Here is a 17,177-nt window from a genome sequence, read left to right as displayed (position 1 = left end):
GGCAGTCTCCCGTGCGGAAATGGACGTCTCAGGCGAGACTGTCCCGCACGCTCAACACCACTTCAAGCACAAGAATGCCGATGCAGCCGCTCCACAGTCCGGCGATGATCACGCCGGCGGCCATCATCGACCGCGGGATGCGCCCTTCACGCAGGCTCTCCCGGGCATTCTCGACGATGATGATCGGACCGGCCAGGGCGCCGAGGGCGAAGGCCGACATCCACGCCAGCGAACTCCTCCCCGCCGGGCCGAACCGCGCCGGCTCCGAGGTCACCATCCGGTAGAAGCTCGCCGTGATTCCGGCGGCGACAAATCCGATGGTTCCGGCATATACGAGAAGCATCATCTCCCAGGCCACCGTCTCGCTCCCCCGTTCCAATTCGGGACGCCCTCGATCCCGTTGAGCTTGCGTTGCAAGCGGCGTACCGTTGGAAGAGCTTTTGATTCGCGGCGAAACACATTGGAATCACAACGTTTCTTCAGCGGCGCCGGACACGTCGCACATGGCTAATGTTTCGTTAGGAGACAGATCGAGCCACTCCCCCCGCGCCTCGCGCTGGCTGGCCGCGATCCGGCTGCACCCGTTCGTCTATCTCGCGCTGGCCCTCGTGGCGCTGGCGGGCATCGGCTACGGCGTCAGCGTCGCGATCGAGGATTATCACGACCGCATCGCGCTGCGCGGCCTCGACGGGCAGGCGCTGCCGGTCCGGCTCATCGTCGCGGGCGAGCCGGTCGTCGTCCCCGCCAACATGCTGCGATCACGCAAGGCGCGACGCGGCGGCGCGGTCGACAAGGTCGATTTCCTGCTCCACTGGCCGACCCTTGAGGGCTTTTCGGAGGAGCGGGCGGCTGATTTCAGGGATACGGCGCCAGACGCGCCGCTGATCTTCATCACCGTCTCGGCCCGCGAAAATTCGCTCGATTCGGATGCCCGGCTCGACTCCATCTACGAGCGCTTCTTCGAGGGGCCGGAGCTTGCGGGACCGGCCGGCCTGGCCGGCCGCGCCCTCGACGCCGAATCCGGCTATGGCGGCGAGGTCGTCTATTACGGCCCGCCCGGCGTGAAGCCTTTCGTCGCCCGCTGCATCGCGGCCGACACGCCGGACATCCCGGCGACCTGCATCCGCGACGTCAATATCGGCCAGGGGCTGAGCATGCTCTACCGCTTCAACCAGAAATATCTGGCTGACTGGCGCACCATGGACGACCGCCTGCGGCGGCTGTTCGGCAGGTTTTTCAGGACCCCGTAGGGGCCCTATTCCAGGTCCATTTCGAGAATGGCCATCGTGAAATTGTAGGACAGGTCGCCGTCCTCGTCGTCGCGGAAGAGCACGCCGACGAACTCGTCACCGAAATAGACCTCGGCGGAATCGTCCTTCTGCGGACGCTGCCGCACTTCGATCGCGCCGTTGTTGAAACGCTTGCGCAGATATTTCTCGAGCTTGTCGATTTCCTGTCGGGTCACAATGTCACTTTCCTGGCAGTTTGGTTGCTACGTGGCCGAGGCGCTGTCGGCCACCATCTGGTCCATCGTGCGGGCCGGGTCCTTGCAGCCGGCCTCGCCGATGACACGCGCCGGCACGCCGGCGACCGTGGAGTTCGGTGGCACATCCTTGAGCACGACGGAGCCGGCCGCAACCTTCGAGCAGTAGCCGACGCTGATATTCCCGAGAATCTTCGCACCGGCGCCGATCAACACGCTGTGGCCGATCTTCGGATGGCGGTTGCCGCCTTCCTTGCCGGTGCCGCCGAGCGTTACGTCCTGGAGAATCGAGACGTCGTCCTCGACCACGGCGGTGGCGCCGACGACCAGGCCGGTGGCATGGTCGAGGAATATGCCCTTGCCGATCGTCGCCGCCGGGTTGATGTCGGTCTGGAAGACCTCCGACGAGCGGCTTTGCAGGTAAAGGGCGAAATCCTTCCGCCCCTGGTGCCAGAGCCAATGGGCAAGCCGGTGGGCCTGGATGGCGTGGTAGCCCTTGAAGTAGAGCACCGGCTCGATGTAGCGGCTGCAGGCGGGATCGCGGTCATAGACGGCGGCAAGGTCGATGCGCATCGCCTCGCCGATCGCCGGATCGCCGGCCAGCGCGTCCTCGAAACCGCGTCGAATGACCTCGGCGCTGACCACCGAGCTGTCGAGGCGCTCGGCGATGCGCTGGACGATGGCGTCCTCGAGACGGGCATGGTTGAGCACGGTCGCGAAGACGAAGCTCGCCATCGCCGGATCGGATGCGACGATCTGCTTGGCGTCGCGCTGGACGTCGAACCAGACCGGATCGACGGCCTTCAGCTTCTCGCCCGCCGTATCGCTGTTCACTGACGACATCTGTTCTCTCCACGCCCCGAACCCGGGAAACCGACCCTATCACAGCGCCGATGCCCGCCCCAATACGGGGAGAGATAGGCCGCGACCTGTTACGATCAGGTGACTTAGGGGCCCAGCCCCGGCGTGCCAAGCCTTGGGCGTGAACAAATGCCCGTGTTCGGCAGTTTCCGGGTCACGGCCTCGCGGCGAGGAAATCGATCGCCTCGGCGATGAAACTGCGGTCAGCGGTCGCCAGCATGTGGTCGCGGCGGGGAATCACATGCACTTTCGATCCGGGAATGAAGGTGCCGAGTTCTTCCGGCGAACCGGCGATCTGGTCCCTCTCGCCGACGGCGATCAGCACCGGCACGTCGATCAGCGCCAGTTGCTCCGGCGCCAGCGTCTCACGCGCCACCCGCATGACGGCCGCCAGCGCCTTGACGTCGCTGCCGGTCTGCTCGGCGAATTTGCGATAGGCGCGGCCCGCGCCGCCCATGGCGGCCTCTAGGCTCGGCGCCTCCAGCGCGGCGACGATCTCGTCCTCGCCCTCCATCCCGTCGACCAGCGCCATGCCCATCCCGCCGATGATCAGCGAGCGGACCTTTTCCGGATGCTCGATGGTCAGGAAGGCAGCGATTCGCCCACCCATCGAGTAGCCCATGACGTCGACCCGGCCGAGGTCGAGGTGATCGATCAGGTTGGCGGCGTCGCGGGCCAGGTGCCTGAGGTAATAGGCTTCCGGCTCATGCAGCTTGCCGCTCGCGCCATGGCCGCGCACATCCATGGCGACGACCCGGCGACCGGCCCGCTTGAGGTTGTCGATCCAGCCGGTCGCCCCCCAGTTGACGACATGATTGGATGCGAAGCCGTGGATGAGCAGGATCGGCTCGCCCTCGCCGCTGTCGAGGAAAGCGATTTCGACGCCGTCGGATGAGAAATGCTGAATTGCCATGCGCCGTACATAATGCCCCGCGGCGCGGCAGGAAAGCGTCTATCCGGCCTTGTTCCCGGCCCGTCCCTGCCGCTAATGTCGCCGCACACGCGCGCACAGAGAATGGCAGGCCCATGGCAGACCACGTTATCCCTCACTTCCACAACGATTCCGGGGTTCCGGCGATCGCCATAGGGGTCCGGGAATTCATGTGCGTCGGGGCGACGCCACCTTTCGACCATCCGCATGTCTTTCTCGATCTCGGCGACGACGACGAGAAAGTCTGCCCCTATTGCTCGACGCTCTACCGGTATCGCGCTGATCTCGGCGCCGCCGAGACGGATCCGCCCGACCACCTCTACACGGAGAAGACGGCGGCCTAGGCCCCGTCGCCTTTTGCCATGGGCGAGAGGCCGACCATTCTCATCACTGGCGCGGGGATCGGCGGGCTGACCGCGGCCCTGACGGTCGCAAGCGCCGGCTTCGACGTCGTCATCTGCGAACGCACCGCCGAACTCAGCGAGATCGGCGCCGGCATCCAGCTTTCGCCCAATGCCGGCCGGGTCCTCGACAGCCTCGGTCTCGACGCCGCGATCCGGGACGTGGCGATCGAGCCGGACGCTATCGACGTGATGAGCGGGGTCAGTGGCGGGCGCATCGCCTCGCTGCCGGTCGCCGCCTTCCGCAAGCGCTACGGCGCGCCCTACCGCGTCATCCATCGGGCCGACCTCCAGACCATCCTGGCCGCCGCGGTCAACAAGGCGACCGACATCCGCCTCCTGCTCGGCACCACGGTCGAGGCGGTGCTGCCGCGCGGCGGCGAGTCCTTCGTCCGGCTCAAGGGCCAGCGCGACGAGGTCATCCAGGCCGCCGCCGTCATCGGCGCCGACGGCGTCTGGTCGGCGACCCGGGAGCGGATCACCGGCGCGTTTGATCCCGAGCCCGTCGGCCGCACGGCGTGGCGGACCGTCATCCCGCGCGACAACATCCCCGACACCCTGCCTACCAACCGGGTCGGCCTGTGGATGGGCCCGAATGCCCATCTCGTCCACTACCCGATCGCCCGGGGTGCGGCGGTCAACGTCGTGGCGATCGTCGACGAGGTCTGGGACAAGCCCGGCTGGAATGCCCGCGGCGACTATCGCCGCATCGCCGAGCGCTTCAACACGTGGCCGGCGGCCGTGCGGGCGATCGTCACCGCCCCGCAGGGCTGGCAGAAATGGGCGCTGACCTCGGTCGATCCCGGCGGCCGCTGGGCGGAGGGCAACACCGCCCTTCTCGGCGACGCGGCCCATGCCATGGTCCCCTTCCTCGCCCAGGGCGCGGCGATGGCGATCGAGGACGCGGCAGTGCTGGCCAATTGTCTGAAGGCGTCGCCGGCCAACATCCCGACCGCGCTGGCCGCCTATGAGGCGGAGCGCAAGCCACGGGTGATGCGGGTATGGAACGCCGCGCGGCGGACCGGCGAGCACTATCACATGACCGGCAGGATGGCCGGGCTCCGCGATACGGCGCTCAGGCTCGTCGGCCCCCGGTTGATGCTGATGCAGAATGACTGGATCTACCGCTGGCAGCCGGGATCGCCCGGGTCAGCCCAGGACTAGGTCGCCACGCCCTCGACCGCCTCGGGAACGAAGCGCGCCAGGAAGCCGGCGATCCGCGGCGTGAGCCAGTCGGCGCCCAACTGCGTGATGCAGTGCGGCGCATCGGCCTCGCAGCCCTCGACGCAAGGCGCCAGCGGCGTCGCCGGCTGGACGATCTGGATCCGCGCCGGGTCGCCCCAGGGGCGGAATCGCTCCGGCGATCCGACATGGTCGGCCGCGCCGCTTTCCGGATGGGCGAACACCACCGAGACAGGGGTGCCCAGCGCCGCCGCGATGTGTGCCGGGCCACTGTCCATGCCGACCAGGGCCGCCGCACGGCCGATCAGCGCCGCCGATACGCCGAGCGGCAGGCCGATGGCCGAGACCGCCGGGCGCGTGAGCATCGCCGCGAATGCGGCAGCCTCTTCGCCATGGACCGGGCTGCCGATCACCACCACCGGCAGGTCGAGTTCCCGCGCCAGGCGCGCCGTCACGTCCGCCGTGACGACGGGCGGAAGTCCCTTGCGGCCGATCGCGAAGGGCGCAACGGCGAGAAACCGCCCGTCGCCGCCGATTTCGTCGGTAACGAACCGGTCGGCAGCGGCCCGGTCGGCCGCATCGAGATCGAGCCGCAGGCCACGCTCGCTCACCCGGCCGCCGATCGCTTCGACAAAGCCGAGCTTGTGCTCGACCTCATGCGCATTGCTCCGGTCGAGCAGCACCGCGTCGTAGAAGCGATCGTCGCCGCGATTTTCGACCGCCCGCTGCGCCGTGCAGCCCTCGGAAAAGCCGATCACCTTGCGAGCGCCGCTGCCATTCGCGATGCGCAGGGCGCCGTTGAAATCCGTGTCCCAGCGCGGCACCAGCGCCAGGTCGAAGACGCCGCCGGTATAGTCGGCGACGAAGTCCGCGACGTCCGCCTCGTCGCGGCCGAAGAAGGCCACCGGACCGGCCTCGACCGGATCGACGGCGACCACCCGGTCGACGAAGCGGCAGGCGCGGGCGAGGTCATAGACCCGGGTCAGGACCACCGTCGTGATCTCGGCCCCGGGCGCGCTGGCGCGCAGGTTGGCAAGGAAGGGCAGCATCAGCACCCAGTCGCCGATAAAGTCGAGCCGCACCACCAGGATCCGCCGGCACGCGGCGAGATCGACCGGCAGTCGCCCGCCCCCCTCGGCCGACACGACCAGCCCCCGGCGCACCGTCGGCGCGGCCGGCAGCGGCACCGTCATCGAGCAGGAGGGCTTCGGGTTTCCGAGAGAACTGGCAGGTGCGGGATGATGCATGATGCCGGCGAACGAACGTGCGAGCGTTCTGAAATAGGGCGAAGGCGCTTCCCCGTCGAGTCCGGCGCACCGGCCTCCAGTCAGGCGCCGTCGACCTGGAGCATCCAGTTGAGGATCAGCCGCCAGTCGGTCATGCGGATCGGCGTGCCGTGCGAGCCGGTATCGAACAGCGCGAACTTCGCCGGGTAGTTCGGATCGAGCTGCTTGATCTTCTTGAAGAAGGCCTCCTGCGACTTCCAGCTGATGACGATGTCGCCGGTGCCATGGCCGATATAGACCGGCACCCGCCGCTTGAAGGCTTCCGTGCGGAAGAAGCCGTCGTCGCTGGTCGAGCCCATCAGCATGAAGCCGTCGATATGCTTCGCGGCCTCGTCGTCGTCGGCCAGCCCCCAGCAGATCCGCCCGCCGAGCGACCCGCAGGCGACGAAGATCGGGGCACCGGGCGAGTTCTTGGCATATTCGAGAATCAGGAGTTTCGCCTGGGCGACGCCGCGCCTGCTCAGGCTCGGGAATTCCGGCGACAGGTAGACGCCGTCGTTACGCACCATCAGGTTCTTGATGCGGTTGAAGTTGCCGCCGAACATCCCGTCATTGGCGCCCTGGCCGCGATTACCGCGCCGGCCGTGGACATACATGACGACGACCCTGGCGCCGCCATTGACCTTGCCGGTGGCGATGAACTTGACGCTGACCCGACCTTCCTTGGCGACCATGTCCTTCTCGACCGACTTGACGCCGAGATCGACATATTCGGGCTTGGTCTCCTTCTCGGGCACCACGTCGCGTTGGTAGAGGTCGCGCTGCTCGTCATAGGCGACCTTGACGTAGTCGCCGCCATAGGCGGTGGCGATGACCGCCGGATAGTCGAACAGGTCATCCTTCCAGGCCGAGAGTTGCAGGCCGGCTGCGACGGCGAACGACGTCAGGCCAACCAACGCCGCCGCGATGATCGCCGCTTGAACAGATACTTTCAATGAACAGGCCTCCGGAGCCGAAATGGCGCTCCCCAACTGCCCAGCCTGCCAATTTATTCCCGGCGCGTCACCCCCGGCCCGGCAATCGCTGCCCCGGAGCGTCCTGCCCTAGCTCCGGCCGAGCGTCGCGGTCGCAGCGCCCATCCCGACAAGGCAGCCGGCGCCGGCACGATTGAGCCATTTCAGCACTGCCGGCTGGCGGATACGCGACCTCAACTGATCGGCCGCCAGGGCGAAGACCAGCGCATTCGCCGCCGCCAGCACGACAAAGGTCGCCTCCATCACCACCAGTTGCGGCAGAATCGGCGCGCCGTGGTCGATGAATTGCGGAACGAAGGCAACGAAGAAGGCGATGCTCTTCGGGTTGAGCGCCGTGACGACGAAGGCATGGCCGAAGATGCCGCGCGCCGCCCGACCGCTGGGCGCCGCCGCGTCGGGCAATTCCGGCCGCGAACGCCACAGCCGGATGCCGAGATAGACCAGATAGGCGGCACCGACCCATTTGAGCACGGTGAACAGCGTCGCCGAAGCCACCAGCAGCGCGCCCAGGCCGGCCAGCGACAGCGTCATGGCGACAAAGTCGCCCAGCGCCACCCCGGCGGCGGTCGCCACCGCCACCCGCTTCCCCTGGGTCAGGGCATAGCTGACAACCAGCAGTATCGTGGGCCCCGGGATGAACAGGAGGACAAGCGAGGCGGCCGCAAAGGCGAACCAGGTGGCAAGCTCCATCGGGAGGACTCCAGCGTGTTTCGTTTCACCGGAGCAAGCGCCATTCCGGGCGCCTTCGTCAAGCCGGAACCCGCCACCCGCCGCCTCGCGTCAGCTGTTCGTCGGCGGGGGAACCATCAACCGGCGTGGATCGACGATCTCGAAAACGAGGCCATGGCTGTCCTGGTAATCGGCGACCTCCGTCCGGGTGCCGGAGACCGGCGCCGCCAGCGCCTCGATCTCCACCTCGGTCGCCTCGTCGCTGAGGAAGATGAAGTCGGCATGCGCGGCCAGCGGATAGCAGTCGAGCCCGTGCCACACGCCTGGCCAGAACATGACGCCGGCCGCCCCGTCGATCAGGAATGCCCGCAGGGTGTCCGGTGATGGCGGTCGGTCGGTCCCGGCGCTTTCGGCGTCGCCCGCGACCACCAGCACGGCCCGCGCGCCATTCAGCGGAGCCCGCGCCTCGGTGACGAAGAGATGACGCTCCAGCCGCGAGAACCGCATCGGCTGCCGGTGATAGCGCATGATCTGGAGCCGGGCCGGCGCATCGGCGGCGTAGGGAAATCGCCACAGATCGAGGTTCGGCCGCGAGAAGAACGGCGGCTCGCCCCCCGCCTCGAGCAGCCAGCCGAAGGGTGCGAAGGACTCGTCGGTCAGCGGTTCGATCGGTATCTGGACGACGCTCAAGCCTTCCTCCCTGAAAGACGGCCCCGCCCCCGGCAGGGGCGAGGCCGCGATACCAGACGTTGCCTCAGAGCGCCGGCAGATCCGGCAGCGGCTGGCCCAGCCACTTCTCGGAGAGCTCGCCCAGCGTCCCGTCGAGCTTCTTGCTCAGCACGAAGACATTGACCCACTGGAGCAGGTCGATGTTGCCGGTCTTGATGCCGATATAGGACGGCGAGTTGGCGATGATGAACTTGGTCTCGAGCTTGAAGTCGGGATGGTCGGTGGCGATGCCGAGGGCCACCATGTTGCCGGTGACGATCACGTCGACCTGGCCCGACACGTAAGCGGATATGGTCGCCGCGTTGTCGCCGAAGCGGATGATCTCGGCGTCCTCCGGCGCGTTCTTGGTGATCGACAGGTCCTCCAGTGTGCCGCCGGTGACGCCGATCTTCTTGCCGGCGAAATCGGCGATCGCCGCCACCGCGACGTCCGGCTTGGCGAAGGCGCCGGAGAAGAACGGCGCATAGGCATGGGAGAACCAGATCGACTTGGCCCGCTCCGGGTTGGCGCCGAGAGTCGAGATCACCAGATCGACCCGGTCGGTCTCGAGAAACGGAATGCGCTGCTTGGACGTGACCGGCACCAGCTCAAGCTCGACGCCCAGTGCCTCGGCCGCCATCTTGGCGACATCGACATCATAGCCCTCGTATTCTCCGTCGGCCCCCAGCGCGCCGAAGGGCGGGAAATTCTCGGGGATGGCGATCTTGATCGTCCCCGCCGACAGGACATCCGACAGGTCGGCCGCCGCCGGCCCCGCCTGGCAGACGCCGGCGATCATTACGGCCGCGAAGGCGGCTTTCAGCTTCGTCAACATGGGTCGTGTTCTCCTTCTTTCGGTTGGAAGTCGCGCGCCGACCGGTCTCCGGTCAGCCCGCTGGCGAAACCTTCTTCTCGGATGCGCTGCCAAGCTTGTGCTCGAGGTGCCGCGACCACAGCGACAGCGGAAAGCACAGGCCGAAATAGATGAAGGCCATCAGCGGAAAGATGATGAAGGGCTCGGTGCCGTCGACCGGCGCGTTGGCCCAGCGCTTGCCGATCGCCATCAGGTCGTGGAAGCCGATGATGAAGGCGAGCGAGGTGCCCTTGATGATCTGCACCATGAAGCCGACGGTCGGCGCCACGGCCAGCCGGATCGCCTGGGGCGACACGATCAGGCCTGCGACCGGCAGGAAGCGCAGGCCGAGCGCGTAGCCGCTCTCCCACTGCCCTTTCGGCACCGCCTCGACGGCGCCGCGCCACACCTCGGCGAGGTAGGCGCTGGCGTAAAGGGTCAGCGCGCCGGTGGCGGCAAGCCAGGGATCGATGTTGATGGCAAGGAGCTTCGGCAGTCCGAGCCCGAAGAGGAAGAGCAGCATCAGCAGCGGCACGGACTGGAACAGCCAGATGTAACCGCTGGCCAGATTGCGGCCGAGTGTCGACGGCGCGACCCGCGCGGCGGTGACCGCCAGCCCGATCGCTCCACCGCCGGCGAAGGCGATCAGCGACAGGTAGATGGTGAACTGGGTGGCGTCGAGCAGTTGGTAGATGACGATGCCGAAGGGCTGGCCGAGAGTGTCGAGAAACAGCTGCTTCATCGCGACGCCGCCCGCCAACGAAAAAGCCGGTCATGCATCAGCTTCAGCACGCTCTTGAAGCCGATTGCCATCAGCACGTAGATGACGGTCAGGGTGAAGAAGACTTCGAAGGAACGAAAGCTTCGGCTGTCGATGTAGAGGCCCGCATAGGTGAGGTCGCGGACGCCGATCTCGGCCATCACCCCAGTGGTCAGGAAAAGGAAGACGAACTGGCTGTTGAGCGACGGATACATCGTCGCCGCCGCCTGCGGGAAGACGATCCTGCGGAAGATCAGGAAACGCCGCATGCCGAGCGCCCGGGCCGCCTCGATCTGGCCCTTCGCCACCGAGACGAAACCCGAACGCAGGATCTCGGCGAAATAGGCGGAGAAGTTGAGGCTGAGCGCGAGCAGCGCGTGCCCCCAGAACGGCCAGCGGTAGCCCAGCAGCATCGGCAGGCCGAAGGCGACGAAGAACATCTGGACGATCAGCGGCGTGTTGCGGATGAATTCGACATAGCCGGTCGCCGCCTGGCGCAGCACGGGCACCCGCCAGTAGCGCACGGCGGCCAGCAGCGTCGCGAGGATGAACCCGGCTATGCCGCCGGCGACGGTCAGCCCGGCGCTGACCCCGGCGCCTTCCAGCAACAGCCGCAGATATTCGCCGTTGCGATAGATCTCGAAAAAGCGAAGTTCCAAAGCCCCCTGCCCTCGTTTCGGGGAACAAGGAGCAAATGCCGCGCCAACGCTTCGCGACAGGGGTTGCCGGCCGATTGACGGAGCTCTTGCCAGGCGGTGATCAAAACCTGCGCAGCCGCAGGTCGTTCCGTGGGCGGCCGCAACGTTGAGTCGCGCCGCTCCAACCCACCCGGCCTGCTCACCGGTCTGTGATTTCGTTCACTTGACCGGGCATGGGCCTCTCTCCTATCTCGCGCGCCTTCCGGCCGTCGAAGCGACGGTCCTTTCCTTTTTCGGAGCACTGAAATGGATAGCGAGGGCGCAATTCTCGTCCTGAGACTTCTGCATATCGTCGCCGGCGTCTTCTGGGTCGGCGCGGCCATCACCGTCACCTTCTTCACGATGCCCGTGGTGCGGGCCACCGGCGCGGTCGGCGGCGAATTCTGGGGCCAGTTCATGGCCCGGTCCCACTTCTCGCAGGTCATGACCGCCGCGGCGGTCGTCACCGTCGGCAGCGGGCTTCTTCTCTACTGGGATTTCTATTCCGGTATCGCCTGGCAGCTTGCCGATCCGGGACCGCAGACGATCTTCGGCCTCGGCGGCCTCATCGCGATCGTCGTCGCGCTCGTCGCCAACCTCGCCTTCCCGCGGATCGGGCGGCGGCTCGGGCAGATCGCCGAGCTGATCCAGATGCAGGGCGCGCCATCGCCGGCCCAGGCGGCGGAGCGGACGCGGCTCGCCCGGCGGATGCAGGTGCTGAGCACGATGACAGCCGTCCTGCTGGTTGTCACTACGGCGCTGATGGCGGTTGGGCGGTACGCCTGAGCGCAGATGACGCGCTCCCGGCCCGCCATTCCGGTCGGGCCACGTCCTAGGCCCCGCGCAGTCCCCGACGCAGCCGTTCGGCGGGGACTGCGCGGCCGGTGAAGACGGCGAAACCGTCGAGGCCCTGGTAGAAGAAGAGTTCGAAGCCGGTCATGACCGACAGGCCGGCCGCCCGCGCCGAGTGAAGAAACTCCGTTTCCTCCGGCGTGTAGATCGCGTCGAAGGCCCAGCGCTTGCCGGGGATATGCTCTGCGGCGATCGGGTTGCCCGGATAACCGTTCATGCCGATCGGGGTGCAGTTCACCAGTCCGTCGGCGTCTTTGGCGGCCAAGTCGATCGTCGGACAGTTCACGACCACCGTCTGGCTGCCCACCGCCCGGAGCGCCGCGACCAGACCGTTCGCTCTCCGCTCGTCGATATCGAAGACGCGCAGCTCCGTCGCGCCGAGCATCAGGAGGGCATATCCCACCGCCCGGCCGGCGCCACCGGCGCCGATCAGCGCGGCAGCGCCCGGTTTCTCTCCGGGAAAATTGGCCCGGAAGGCCGCCTCGAAACCGCTGGCGTCGGTATTGCACCCCGCCGGCCCGTCAGCGCCGAAGACCACGGTGTTGGCCGCACCGATCTTGAGCGCCGCGTCGGTGGCCGTCGCCAACCGCGCCATCACGGTTTCCTTGTAGGGATGGGTGATGTTGATCGCCCGATAGCCTCCGGACTGGCAATGGTCGAAGACCCCGTCGAAATCCTTGCCGAGTTCCGCCGGGATCAGGTTTTCGTAGACGACCTCCAGACCGCAGAGTTCGCCGGCCAGCGTGTGCAACCGCCAGGCTCGCGACTGGCTGATATTGTCGCCGATCAGGCCGAGGCGGATCACGCCTTTCGCCCTCGCCTGAAGTCAGGCTTCAACGGTCTCGAATCCCTTGGCGGCGCTCTGCTTCTGAATCTCGTAGATCGACCCCTGCGTCGGCGGCAACGGAAGCGGGATCCGCACCGGCACGTCGGCGAGGCGCGGTTCGAGGGTCGGCTCGCCACACACCATCTGGGCGTCGAATTCCTCGAGCGAGCCGAAGGTGCCCATCGAGCCGGCCACCGGGAAGGCATCCGCCGCCGACAATTCGTAGAACAGCACGCCGCGATCCTTGTCCGAGCGATTGCGGTCGGAACCGTGGACGACGCGGACGTGGTGGATCGAGATCGAGCCGGCCGGCGCCATCGCCCGCACCGCGTCCTTGACGTCGAGGCCGGATTTCGCCAGCGACATGGTGCCGGCGAAATGGCCGTCGGCGTGATGGTCGTAGACCGGGCCGCGATGGCTGCCGGGGATCACCATCAGCGGGCCGTTCTCCGGCCCGACATCGTCGAGGAAGACGCCGACGGCGAGAATGTCGTCGTTGGTATGCGGATAGAAGGCCCAGTCCTGGTGCCAGTCGACCGGCGCGCCGAACCGCGCCGACTTCATGTTGAGCTTCGAGGCGCGCATCCGCACATTCGCTCCGATCAGGTCGCGGACCGGGGCGAGGATCGCGTCGCTGTGCAACAGGTCGCCGAAGACCGGGCTGTTGAGATGCGGCTGCTTGATCCGACGGATGCGGGGATCGTCGGGGCGATGGCTGTCCTCGAGGTCGATCCGGTCGGTATGGGCGGTCAACCCGCGCGCCTCTTCGCGGAAGCGGGCGATTTCCTCATGGCAACGGGCAATTGTCTCGGGCGGTATCTGCCGCTCGAGAACGATGTAGCCGTCGCGATTATAGTCCGCGATCTGCTGCGCGGTCAGGCATTCCGGTGTTGTCACGTGCGGTCTCCTCCGGCGCGGAGACTAGCTTCAACTCAGCTTCAGCGGAAGACCATCGTGATCTCCGGGAAGAGCAGGATGGCCATCAGCATGCAGAGCTGGATCACGATGAACGGCATGAAGCCCCTGAAGATCGCCGGCAGCGAAATATGCGGCGGCGCGACCGACTTCAGGTAGAAGGCCGCCGGCCCGAAGGGCGGACTGAGGAAGCTGACCTGCATGTTGACGCAGAAGAGAATGCCGAACCACACCGACACGAACGCCGGCGCCGCGCCGAGCGCCCCGGTCAGCCCGAGCTCCTCGGCCGGCAGCCGCGCGATGATCGGCAGGAAGACCGGCATCACCAGGAGCACGATGCCGACCCAGTCCATGATCGCCCCGAGGAACAGGAAGATCAGCATCATCACCAGCAGGATCCCCATGGTCGGCAGTTCGGCGCCGACGATGAGATTGGCGACATAGGTCGGCCCGCCGGCGATGGTGTAGGCGCCGGCCAGCGCGGTGGCGCCGAAGGTGATCCACAGGATTGTGCCGGTCGACTTGAAGGTCCGCATCATCGCGTCCTTGAACAGCGACCAGTCCAGCTCCCCGCGTATGAGGATCAGCACAAGCACCGCGACGCAGCCCATCCCGGCCGCCTCCGTGATCCCGGTGATGCCGCCATAGATCGAGCCGAGCACGACGAAGACGATGAGCAGTGGCGGCAGCAGGCCCGGCAGGGCCCGGATCTTGTCGCCCATGGTGACCTCGTTTCCGGTCTCCGGCAGCGGCGCCTGTTCGGGATGCAGGCGGGTGCGGACGATGATGTAGAGAATATACAAACCGCCAAGCACGAAGCCGGGCAGGAACGCCGCCTTGAACAGGGCGTGGATCGAGGTTTCGGTGATCAGCCCGTAGATGATCAGGACGATCGAAGGCGGGATCATCGTGCCCAGCGACCCGGAGGCGCAGATCGTGCCGATCGCCAGGTTCTGGTTGTAGCCGAGGCGCAGCATGTGGGGCAACGCGATCAGCCCGAGGAGGACAATCTCGCCGCCGATGATGCCGGACATGGCGGCCATGATGATCGCCATCACCGAGGTGACGATGGCGATGCCGCCACGGGTCCGGCTCAGCCAGACGTTGAGGCTGTTGAACATGTCGCGCGCGATGCCGCTGCGTTCCAGCAGCGAGGCCATGAAGATGAACAGCGGCACCGAGATGATCACGTAGTCGGTGGTCAGCCCGTACATCCGCGCGGCGAGGATATTCAGCGGACCGCGGCCGAAGGTGTCCAGGAGCAGGTCCGGGCCGAACTTCATGAACAGGACGGCGACCGCCAGGAAGCCGGAGGCGAAGCCGAGCGGCATGCCGATGCCGAGCAGCACGACGATGCCGACAAGCAGCAGCACTGAAATGAGGCCGATATCCATCTAGGTTTTCCCCCCGGGACCTACCCGGCCCATCATTTCTTTTCGTTGGTATCGGCGGTCTCGCCGGTAATCACCGATTTTTCGGCGTCGCCGACGAGCATGTCGATGGCCACTTCGTCGGCGATTTCGTGCACGATCTTGCCCTTGTGCCAGTCCCTGATCAGGTTGGAGATCGACTGAAGTCCGATCAGCACGACGGTGATCAGGATGAGCGGCTTGATGGTTGCGGGGATCGGCGGGTCCCACGCCGTGCCGAAGGTCTCCCACCGGAAGAACTTGGTCACCGCCTCGTTGTAGCCGCCCCACACGATGGCGGCCGCGAAGAGGCAGATCAGCAGCGTCGAGATGATGTCGAAGACCTTCTGCACCGGCCGCGGCACGATGTCATAAAGGATGAACATCCGGATGTGGCCGCGCTGCTGCATCACGTAGAGGCCGGCGAGCAGGTAGATCACGCCGCCGATCCACAACGACATCTCGTTCACCCAGAGCGTCGGCTTCTCGAAGATGTACCGACGCACGACCTCGTAGAACATGATGAGGACGATGAAAGGGACGAGGAACATCGCGACGCGGCTGATGGCGATCGAAATCCAGTCCATCCAGCCCGTGCGTTCGTGCTCGACCATGCCTGCCCCCTGATCAGTGCGTCTTGTCGCCAAAAGGAGGGGGCGGGCCGCGGTGGCCCACCCCTTCCGTCGTGCGGATACCCGGCCGGGCTAGTCGATCAGGCCGATCTTCTTCTGGAAGGCGCGATGCGCGTCGACCAGCTTGCGGGCCTCGGGAGTCTTGTCGGCCCAGCTGTCCCAGGCTTGCTGCGCCCCGGCGCGGAACGCCGCGCGGTCCTCCTCGCTCCAGTCATAGAGCGTTACGCCATTGGCGATGAGACCGGGAACGGCCTCCCGGTTGGCGATGTCGAAGGCCATCGAGGTTTGCAGCGCGAGCGCCTGCGAAGCGACCTCGAAGATGCGCTTGATGTCGTCCGGGAAGGAGTTCCAGACGTCGAGGTTGACCGTCACGTGATCGGCCGGCATCGAGTGGAAGCCGGGGAAAGTCGCGTGCTTTACCTGGTCGTAGAGGCCAATGCCGACATTGTTGGCGAGGCTGGAGTAATCGGCACCGTCGATGATGCCGGTCTCGAGCGCAGTGAACACCTCGGTGAAGTCCATCACGATGGGCGAAGCGCCCATCTGGGCGAAGATTTCCGTCTCGAGGCCGGGCGGCGACCGGAACTTCCAATCCTTCAGGTCATCCGGGCCGGCCAGCGGCTTGGACGATGACATGGTTTCTTGGCCACCGGCCCACCAGCCGACGAACTGCATGCCGTGCTGGTTGTAAAGCTCGTTGGCCGCTTCAAGGCCGCCACCGTGATAGAGGAACTCATAGAGCTGCCACGGGGTGTCATATCCGCCCATCGGGTCGCCGACGAACTGGAAGGCCGGATTCTTGCCGGTCAGATAGGCCGCGCCGTGCATTTCGCCATCGAGCACGCCACTGGCTGCCGCGTCGAAGCCTTCGACCGAGGGAACCACCGAGGAGGCGTAGAACATCTCGATCTCGACACGCCCGCCGGACATCACATTGACGTTGTCGATGAACTGCTGCGCGAGTTTTCCCGAAAGCTGTTCGGGGGTGTAGTGGGTCTGGAAGCGCAGGTTGAATTCGGCGCTAAAAGCGGATGTCGTCCCGGTCGCCAGCAATGCGATGGCGGCAACCTTGAGTATGGAAGTGCGTTTCATCAGCGTTGTCTCCCTTTACAATTTTTTCGCCGGCACCCGACAAAGCTGCGAGCTCCTGCTCTTTGTGGCAGGCGATTACCGCAACCGAAGCGCGACCATCGACATCAAGGTCCGACAAGTCAACTCGATCAATCAGCGGCTGCACGCGACCCGCAATTGGTCAGACAAGTTTCGGTTCTACGGCCGGAATGTCTTCCGTAACCGGGGAAGCCGACGCCCGGGAATGGATCCCGACGGACGGGTGCCGATCGGCGTCAAACCCATTGCGCAGTAAAAGGGAACGGCTTTCGGATCGGCGTCCGCCGAGACATCGACCGCACGACGCGCGATCGCCTCGGCCTCGAGCTTTATCCACAGGCGCCGGCCAAGCCCGGATCGCTGATTGCCGGGCTCGACAAACAGCCCTTCGACCTCGGCCGAGCCGTTCTCGACAATCAGGTCAAAGAATCCGAGGGCCCTGCCCGCCCGATCCTCGGCAATCCATGTCGATCGCCCCGGCGTGTCGTCGGGGACGACAGTCAGTTCGGCCCGGCATCGCGCCATGAAGGCGTCGTCGTAGCCGTTGGAAGCCTTCGACCGCCAGGCCAGCGCCGAGAGCGCCGGGCCGTCCTCGGGCCTTGCCCGACGCAAGGTGATGTCGCCCATCGCACTCCCTTCTGGTCATGC

21 protein-coding genes are annotated in these 17,177 nt (G+C 66.2%); 4 read left to right on the top strand and 17 right to left on the bottom strand.

Going from position 1 to position 17,177, the window contains the following annotated elements; all coding sequences use genetic code 11:
• Positions 1–28: 28 nt before the first annotated feature.
• Complete coding sequence (locus BLT60_RS16980) at positions 29–346, bottom strand: DUF6949 family protein (protein WP_090878152.1); 318 nt, start codon at positions 344–346, stop codon at positions 29–31.
• Between the two features lie 157 nt (positions 347–503).
• Here BLT60_RS16980 and BLT60_RS16975 point away from each other — a divergent pair, with 157 nt between their 5' ends.
• The gene (locus BLT60_RS16975; protein WP_139167872.1) at positions 504–1,250 is read left to right on the top strand and encodes a hypothetical protein; all 747 of its coding nucleotides are present in this window, start codon (positions 504–506) and stop codon (positions 1,248–1,250) included.
• A 5-nt stretch (positions 1,251–1,255) separates the two neighbouring features.
• On the opposite strand, the gene BLT60_RS16970 is transcribed toward BLT60_RS16975, so the two are convergent.
• The 3 genes from BLT60_RS16970 to BLT60_RS16960 all read right to left on the bottom strand — a co-directional run bounded on the left by BLT60_RS16970 (position 1,256) and on the right by BLT60_RS16960 (position 3,257).
• Entirely contained in the window at positions 1,256–1,465 is a 210-nt protein-coding gene (locus BLT60_RS16970) for a DUF3126 family protein (RefSeq protein WP_090878148.1), read from the bottom strand.
• A 27-nt stretch (positions 1,466–1,492) separates the two neighbouring features.
• The gene (gene cysE, locus BLT60_RS16965) at positions 1,493–2,326 is read right to left on the bottom strand and encodes a serine O-acetyltransferase (RefSeq protein ID WP_090878146.1); all 834 of its coding nucleotides are present in this window, start codon (positions 2,324–2,326) and stop codon (positions 1,493–1,495) included.
• 172 nt (positions 2,327–2,498) lie between these two features.
• A complete protein-coding gene (locus BLT60_RS16960; protein ID WP_090878144.1) occupies positions 2,499–3,257 on the bottom strand; it encodes an alpha/beta fold hydrolase in 759 nt (252 codons plus the stop codon).
• Between the two features lie 113 nt (positions 3,258–3,370).
• Here BLT60_RS16960 and BLT60_RS16955 point away from each other — a divergent pair, with 113 nt between their 5' ends.
• On the top strand, positions 3,371–3,619 hold the full coding sequence (locus BLT60_RS16955) for a zinc-finger domain-containing protein (protein WP_090878142.1): 249 nt from the start codon (positions 3,371–3,373) through the stop codon (positions 3,617–3,619).
• Between the two features lie 18 nt (positions 3,620–3,637).
• A complete protein-coding gene (locus BLT60_RS16950; protein ID WP_090878140.1) occupies positions 3,638–4,840 on the top strand; it encodes an FAD-dependent monooxygenase in 1,203 nt (400 codons plus the stop codon).
• On the opposite strand, the gene BLT60_RS16945 is transcribed toward BLT60_RS16950, so the two are convergent.
• From BLT60_RS16945 to BLT60_RS16915, 7 genes are all read right to left on the bottom strand, one after another.
• Positions 4,837–6,051, bottom strand: coding sequence for a glycosyltransferase family 9 protein (locus BLT60_RS16945; protein ID WP_139167871.1), 1,215 nt, complete (start codon positions 6,049–6,051; stop codon positions 4,837–4,839). The genes BLT60_RS16950 and BLT60_RS16945 overlap by 4 nt on opposite strands.
• Positions 6,052–6,185: 134 nt before the next feature.
• Positions 6,186–7,079 (bottom strand): alpha/beta fold hydrolase, encoded by an 894-nt coding sequence (locus tag BLT60_RS16940; RefSeq protein WP_090878136.1) that lies wholly within the window; start codon positions 7,077–7,079, stop codon positions 6,186–6,188.
• 108 nt (positions 7,080–7,187) lie between these two features.
• Entirely contained in the window at positions 7,188–7,808 is a 621-nt protein-coding gene (locus BLT60_RS16935; protein ID WP_090878134.1) for a LysE family translocator, read from the bottom strand.
• Between the two features lie 90 nt (positions 7,809–7,898).
• Positions 7,899–8,477: an ureidoglycolate lyase gene (locus tag BLT60_RS16930; protein ID WP_090878132.1), complete on the bottom strand. Its 579-nt coding sequence runs from the start codon at positions 8,475–8,477 to the stop codon at positions 7,899–7,901.
• 64 nt (positions 8,478–8,541) lie between these two features.
• Positions 8,542–9,330 carry a transporter substrate-binding domain-containing protein gene (locus BLT60_RS16925; RefSeq protein ID WP_090878130.1) on the bottom strand — a complete coding sequence of 263 codons (789 nt, stop codon included), beginning with the start codon at positions 9,328–9,330 and terminating at the stop codon, positions 8,542–8,544.
• A 52-nt stretch (positions 9,331–9,382) separates the two neighbouring features.
• A complete protein-coding gene (locus BLT60_RS16920) occupies positions 9,383–10,090 on the bottom strand; it encodes an amino acid ABC transporter permease (protein ID WP_090878461.1) in 708 nt (235 codons plus the stop codon).
• Positions 10,087–10,767, bottom strand: coding sequence for an amino acid ABC transporter permease (locus BLT60_RS16915; protein WP_090878129.1), 681 nt, complete (start codon positions 10,765–10,767; stop codon positions 10,087–10,089). Before BLT60_RS16915 ends, BLT60_RS16920 begins: the two co-directional genes overlap by 4 nt.
• Before the next feature lie 285 nt (positions 10,768–11,052).
• Here BLT60_RS16915 and BLT60_RS16910 point away from each other — a divergent pair, with 285 nt between their 5' ends.
• Entirely contained in the window at positions 11,053–11,571 is a 519-nt protein-coding gene (locus BLT60_RS16910) for a hypothetical protein (protein ID WP_090878127.1), read from the top strand.
• 46 nt (positions 11,572–11,617) lie between these two features.
• On the opposite strand, the gene BLT60_RS16905 is transcribed toward BLT60_RS16910, so the two are convergent.
• The 6 genes from BLT60_RS16905 to BLT60_RS16880 form a co-directional block, all read right to left on the bottom strand.
• Positions 11,618–12,442 carry a shikimate dehydrogenase family protein gene (locus BLT60_RS16905; RefSeq protein WP_090878125.1) on the bottom strand — a complete coding sequence of 275 codons (825 nt, stop codon included), beginning with the start codon at positions 12,440–12,442 and terminating at the stop codon, positions 11,618–11,620.
• Between the two features lie 21 nt (positions 12,443–12,463).
• Positions 12,464–13,360 carry a phytanoyl-CoA dioxygenase family protein gene (locus BLT60_RS16900; RefSeq protein WP_090878124.1) on the bottom strand — a complete coding sequence of 299 codons (897 nt, stop codon included), beginning with the start codon at positions 13,358–13,360 and terminating at the stop codon, positions 12,464–12,466.
• Between the two features lie 41 nt (positions 13,361–13,401).
• Positions 13,402–14,772 carry a TRAP transporter large permease gene (locus BLT60_RS16895; RefSeq protein ID WP_090878122.1) on the bottom strand — a complete coding sequence of 457 codons (1,371 nt, stop codon included), beginning with the start codon at positions 14,770–14,772 and terminating at the stop codon, positions 13,402–13,404.
• Positions 14,773–14,804: 32 nt separating this feature from the next.
• Positions 14,805–15,401, bottom strand: coding sequence for a TRAP transporter small permease subunit (locus BLT60_RS16890; RefSeq protein ID WP_090878120.1), 597 nt, complete (start codon positions 15,399–15,401; stop codon positions 14,805–14,807).
• 90 nt (positions 15,402–15,491) lie between these two features.
• Positions 15,492–16,511, bottom strand: a complete 1,020-nt coding sequence (locus tag BLT60_RS16885) for a TRAP transporter substrate-binding protein (protein ID WP_090878118.1) — start codon at positions 16,509–16,511, stop codon at positions 15,492–15,494.
• Positions 16,512–16,688: 177 nt separating this feature from the next.
• Positions 16,689–17,156, bottom strand: a complete 468-nt coding sequence (locus tag BLT60_RS16880) for a GNAT family N-acetyltransferase (protein WP_210185634.1) — start codon at positions 17,154–17,156, stop codon at positions 16,689–16,691.
• Between the last annotated feature and the right edge of the window lie 21 nt (positions 17,157–17,177).

It is taken from the genome of Bauldia litoralis, from assembly GCF_900104485.1.
Taxonomy (GTDB): Bacteria; Pseudomonadota; Alphaproteobacteria; order Rhizobiales; family Kaistiaceae; genus Bauldia; species Bauldia litoralis.
Note: the sequence above shows the minus strand (reverse complement) of the source record. Positions and strands in the feature narration are given on the sequence as shown.

What these genes read in the sequence shown, in the direction of transcription:
- BLT60_RS16980 (WP_090878152.1), bottom strand. Translation starts at nt 346, where the DNA reads ATGATGCTTCTCGTATATGCCGGAACCATCGGATTTGTCGCCGCCGGA.
- BLT60_RS16975 (WP_139167872.1), top strand. Translation starts at nt 504, where the DNA reads ATGGCTAATGTTTCGTTAGGAGACAGATCGAGCCACTCCCCCCGCGCC.
- cysE (WP_090878146.1), bottom strand. Translation starts at nt 2,326, where the DNA reads ATGTCGTCAGTGAACAGCGATACGGCGGGCGAGAAGCTGAAGGCCGTC.
- BLT60_RS16960 (WP_090878144.1), bottom strand. Translation starts at nt 3,257, where the DNA reads ATGGCAATTCAGCATTTCTCATCCGACGGCGTCGAAATCGCTTTCCTC.
- BLT60_RS16955 (WP_090878142.1), top strand. Translation starts at nt 3,371, where the DNA reads ATGGCAGACCACGTTATCCCTCACTTCCACAACGATTCCGGGGTTCCG.
- BLT60_RS16950 (WP_090878140.1), top strand. Translation starts at nt 3,638, where the DNA reads ATGGGCGAGAGGCCGACCATTCTCATCACTGGCGCGGGGATCGGCGGG.
- BLT60_RS16945 (WP_139167871.1), bottom strand. Translation starts at nt 6,051, where the DNA reads ATGACGGTGCCGCTGCCGGCCGCGCCGACGGTGCGCCGGGGGCTGGTC.
- BLT60_RS16935 (WP_090878134.1), bottom strand. Translation starts at nt 7,808, where the DNA reads ATGGAGCTTGCCACCTGGTTCGCCTTTGCGGCCGCCTCGCTTGTCCTC.
- BLT60_RS16925 (WP_090878130.1), bottom strand. Translation starts at nt 9,330, where the DNA reads ATGTTGACGAAGCTGAAAGCCGCCTTCGCGGCCGTAATGATCGCCGGC.
- BLT60_RS16920 (WP_090878461.1), bottom strand. Translation starts at nt 10,090, where the DNA reads ATGAAGCAGCTGTTTCTCGACACTCTCGGCCAGCCCTTCGGCATCGTC.
- BLT60_RS16910 (WP_090878127.1), top strand. Translation starts at nt 11,053, where the DNA reads ATGGATAGCGAGGGCGCAATTCTCGTCCTGAGACTTCTGCATATCGTC.
- BLT60_RS16895 (WP_090878122.1), bottom strand. Translation starts at nt 14,772, where the DNA reads ATGGATATCGGCCTCATTTCAGTGCTGCTGCTTGTCGGCATCGTCGTG.
- BLT60_RS16890 (WP_090878120.1), bottom strand. Translation starts at nt 15,401, where the DNA reads ATGGTCGAGCACGAACGCACGGGCTGGATGGACTGGATTTCGATCGCC.
- BLT60_RS16885 (WP_090878118.1), bottom strand. Translation starts at nt 16,511, where the DNA reads ATGAAACGCACTTCCATACTCAAGGTTGCCGCCATCGCATTGCTGGCG.
- BLT60_RS16880 (WP_210185634.1), bottom strand. Translation starts at nt 17,156, where the DNA reads ATGGGCGACATCACCTTGCGTCGGGCAAGGCCCGAGGACGGCCCGGCG.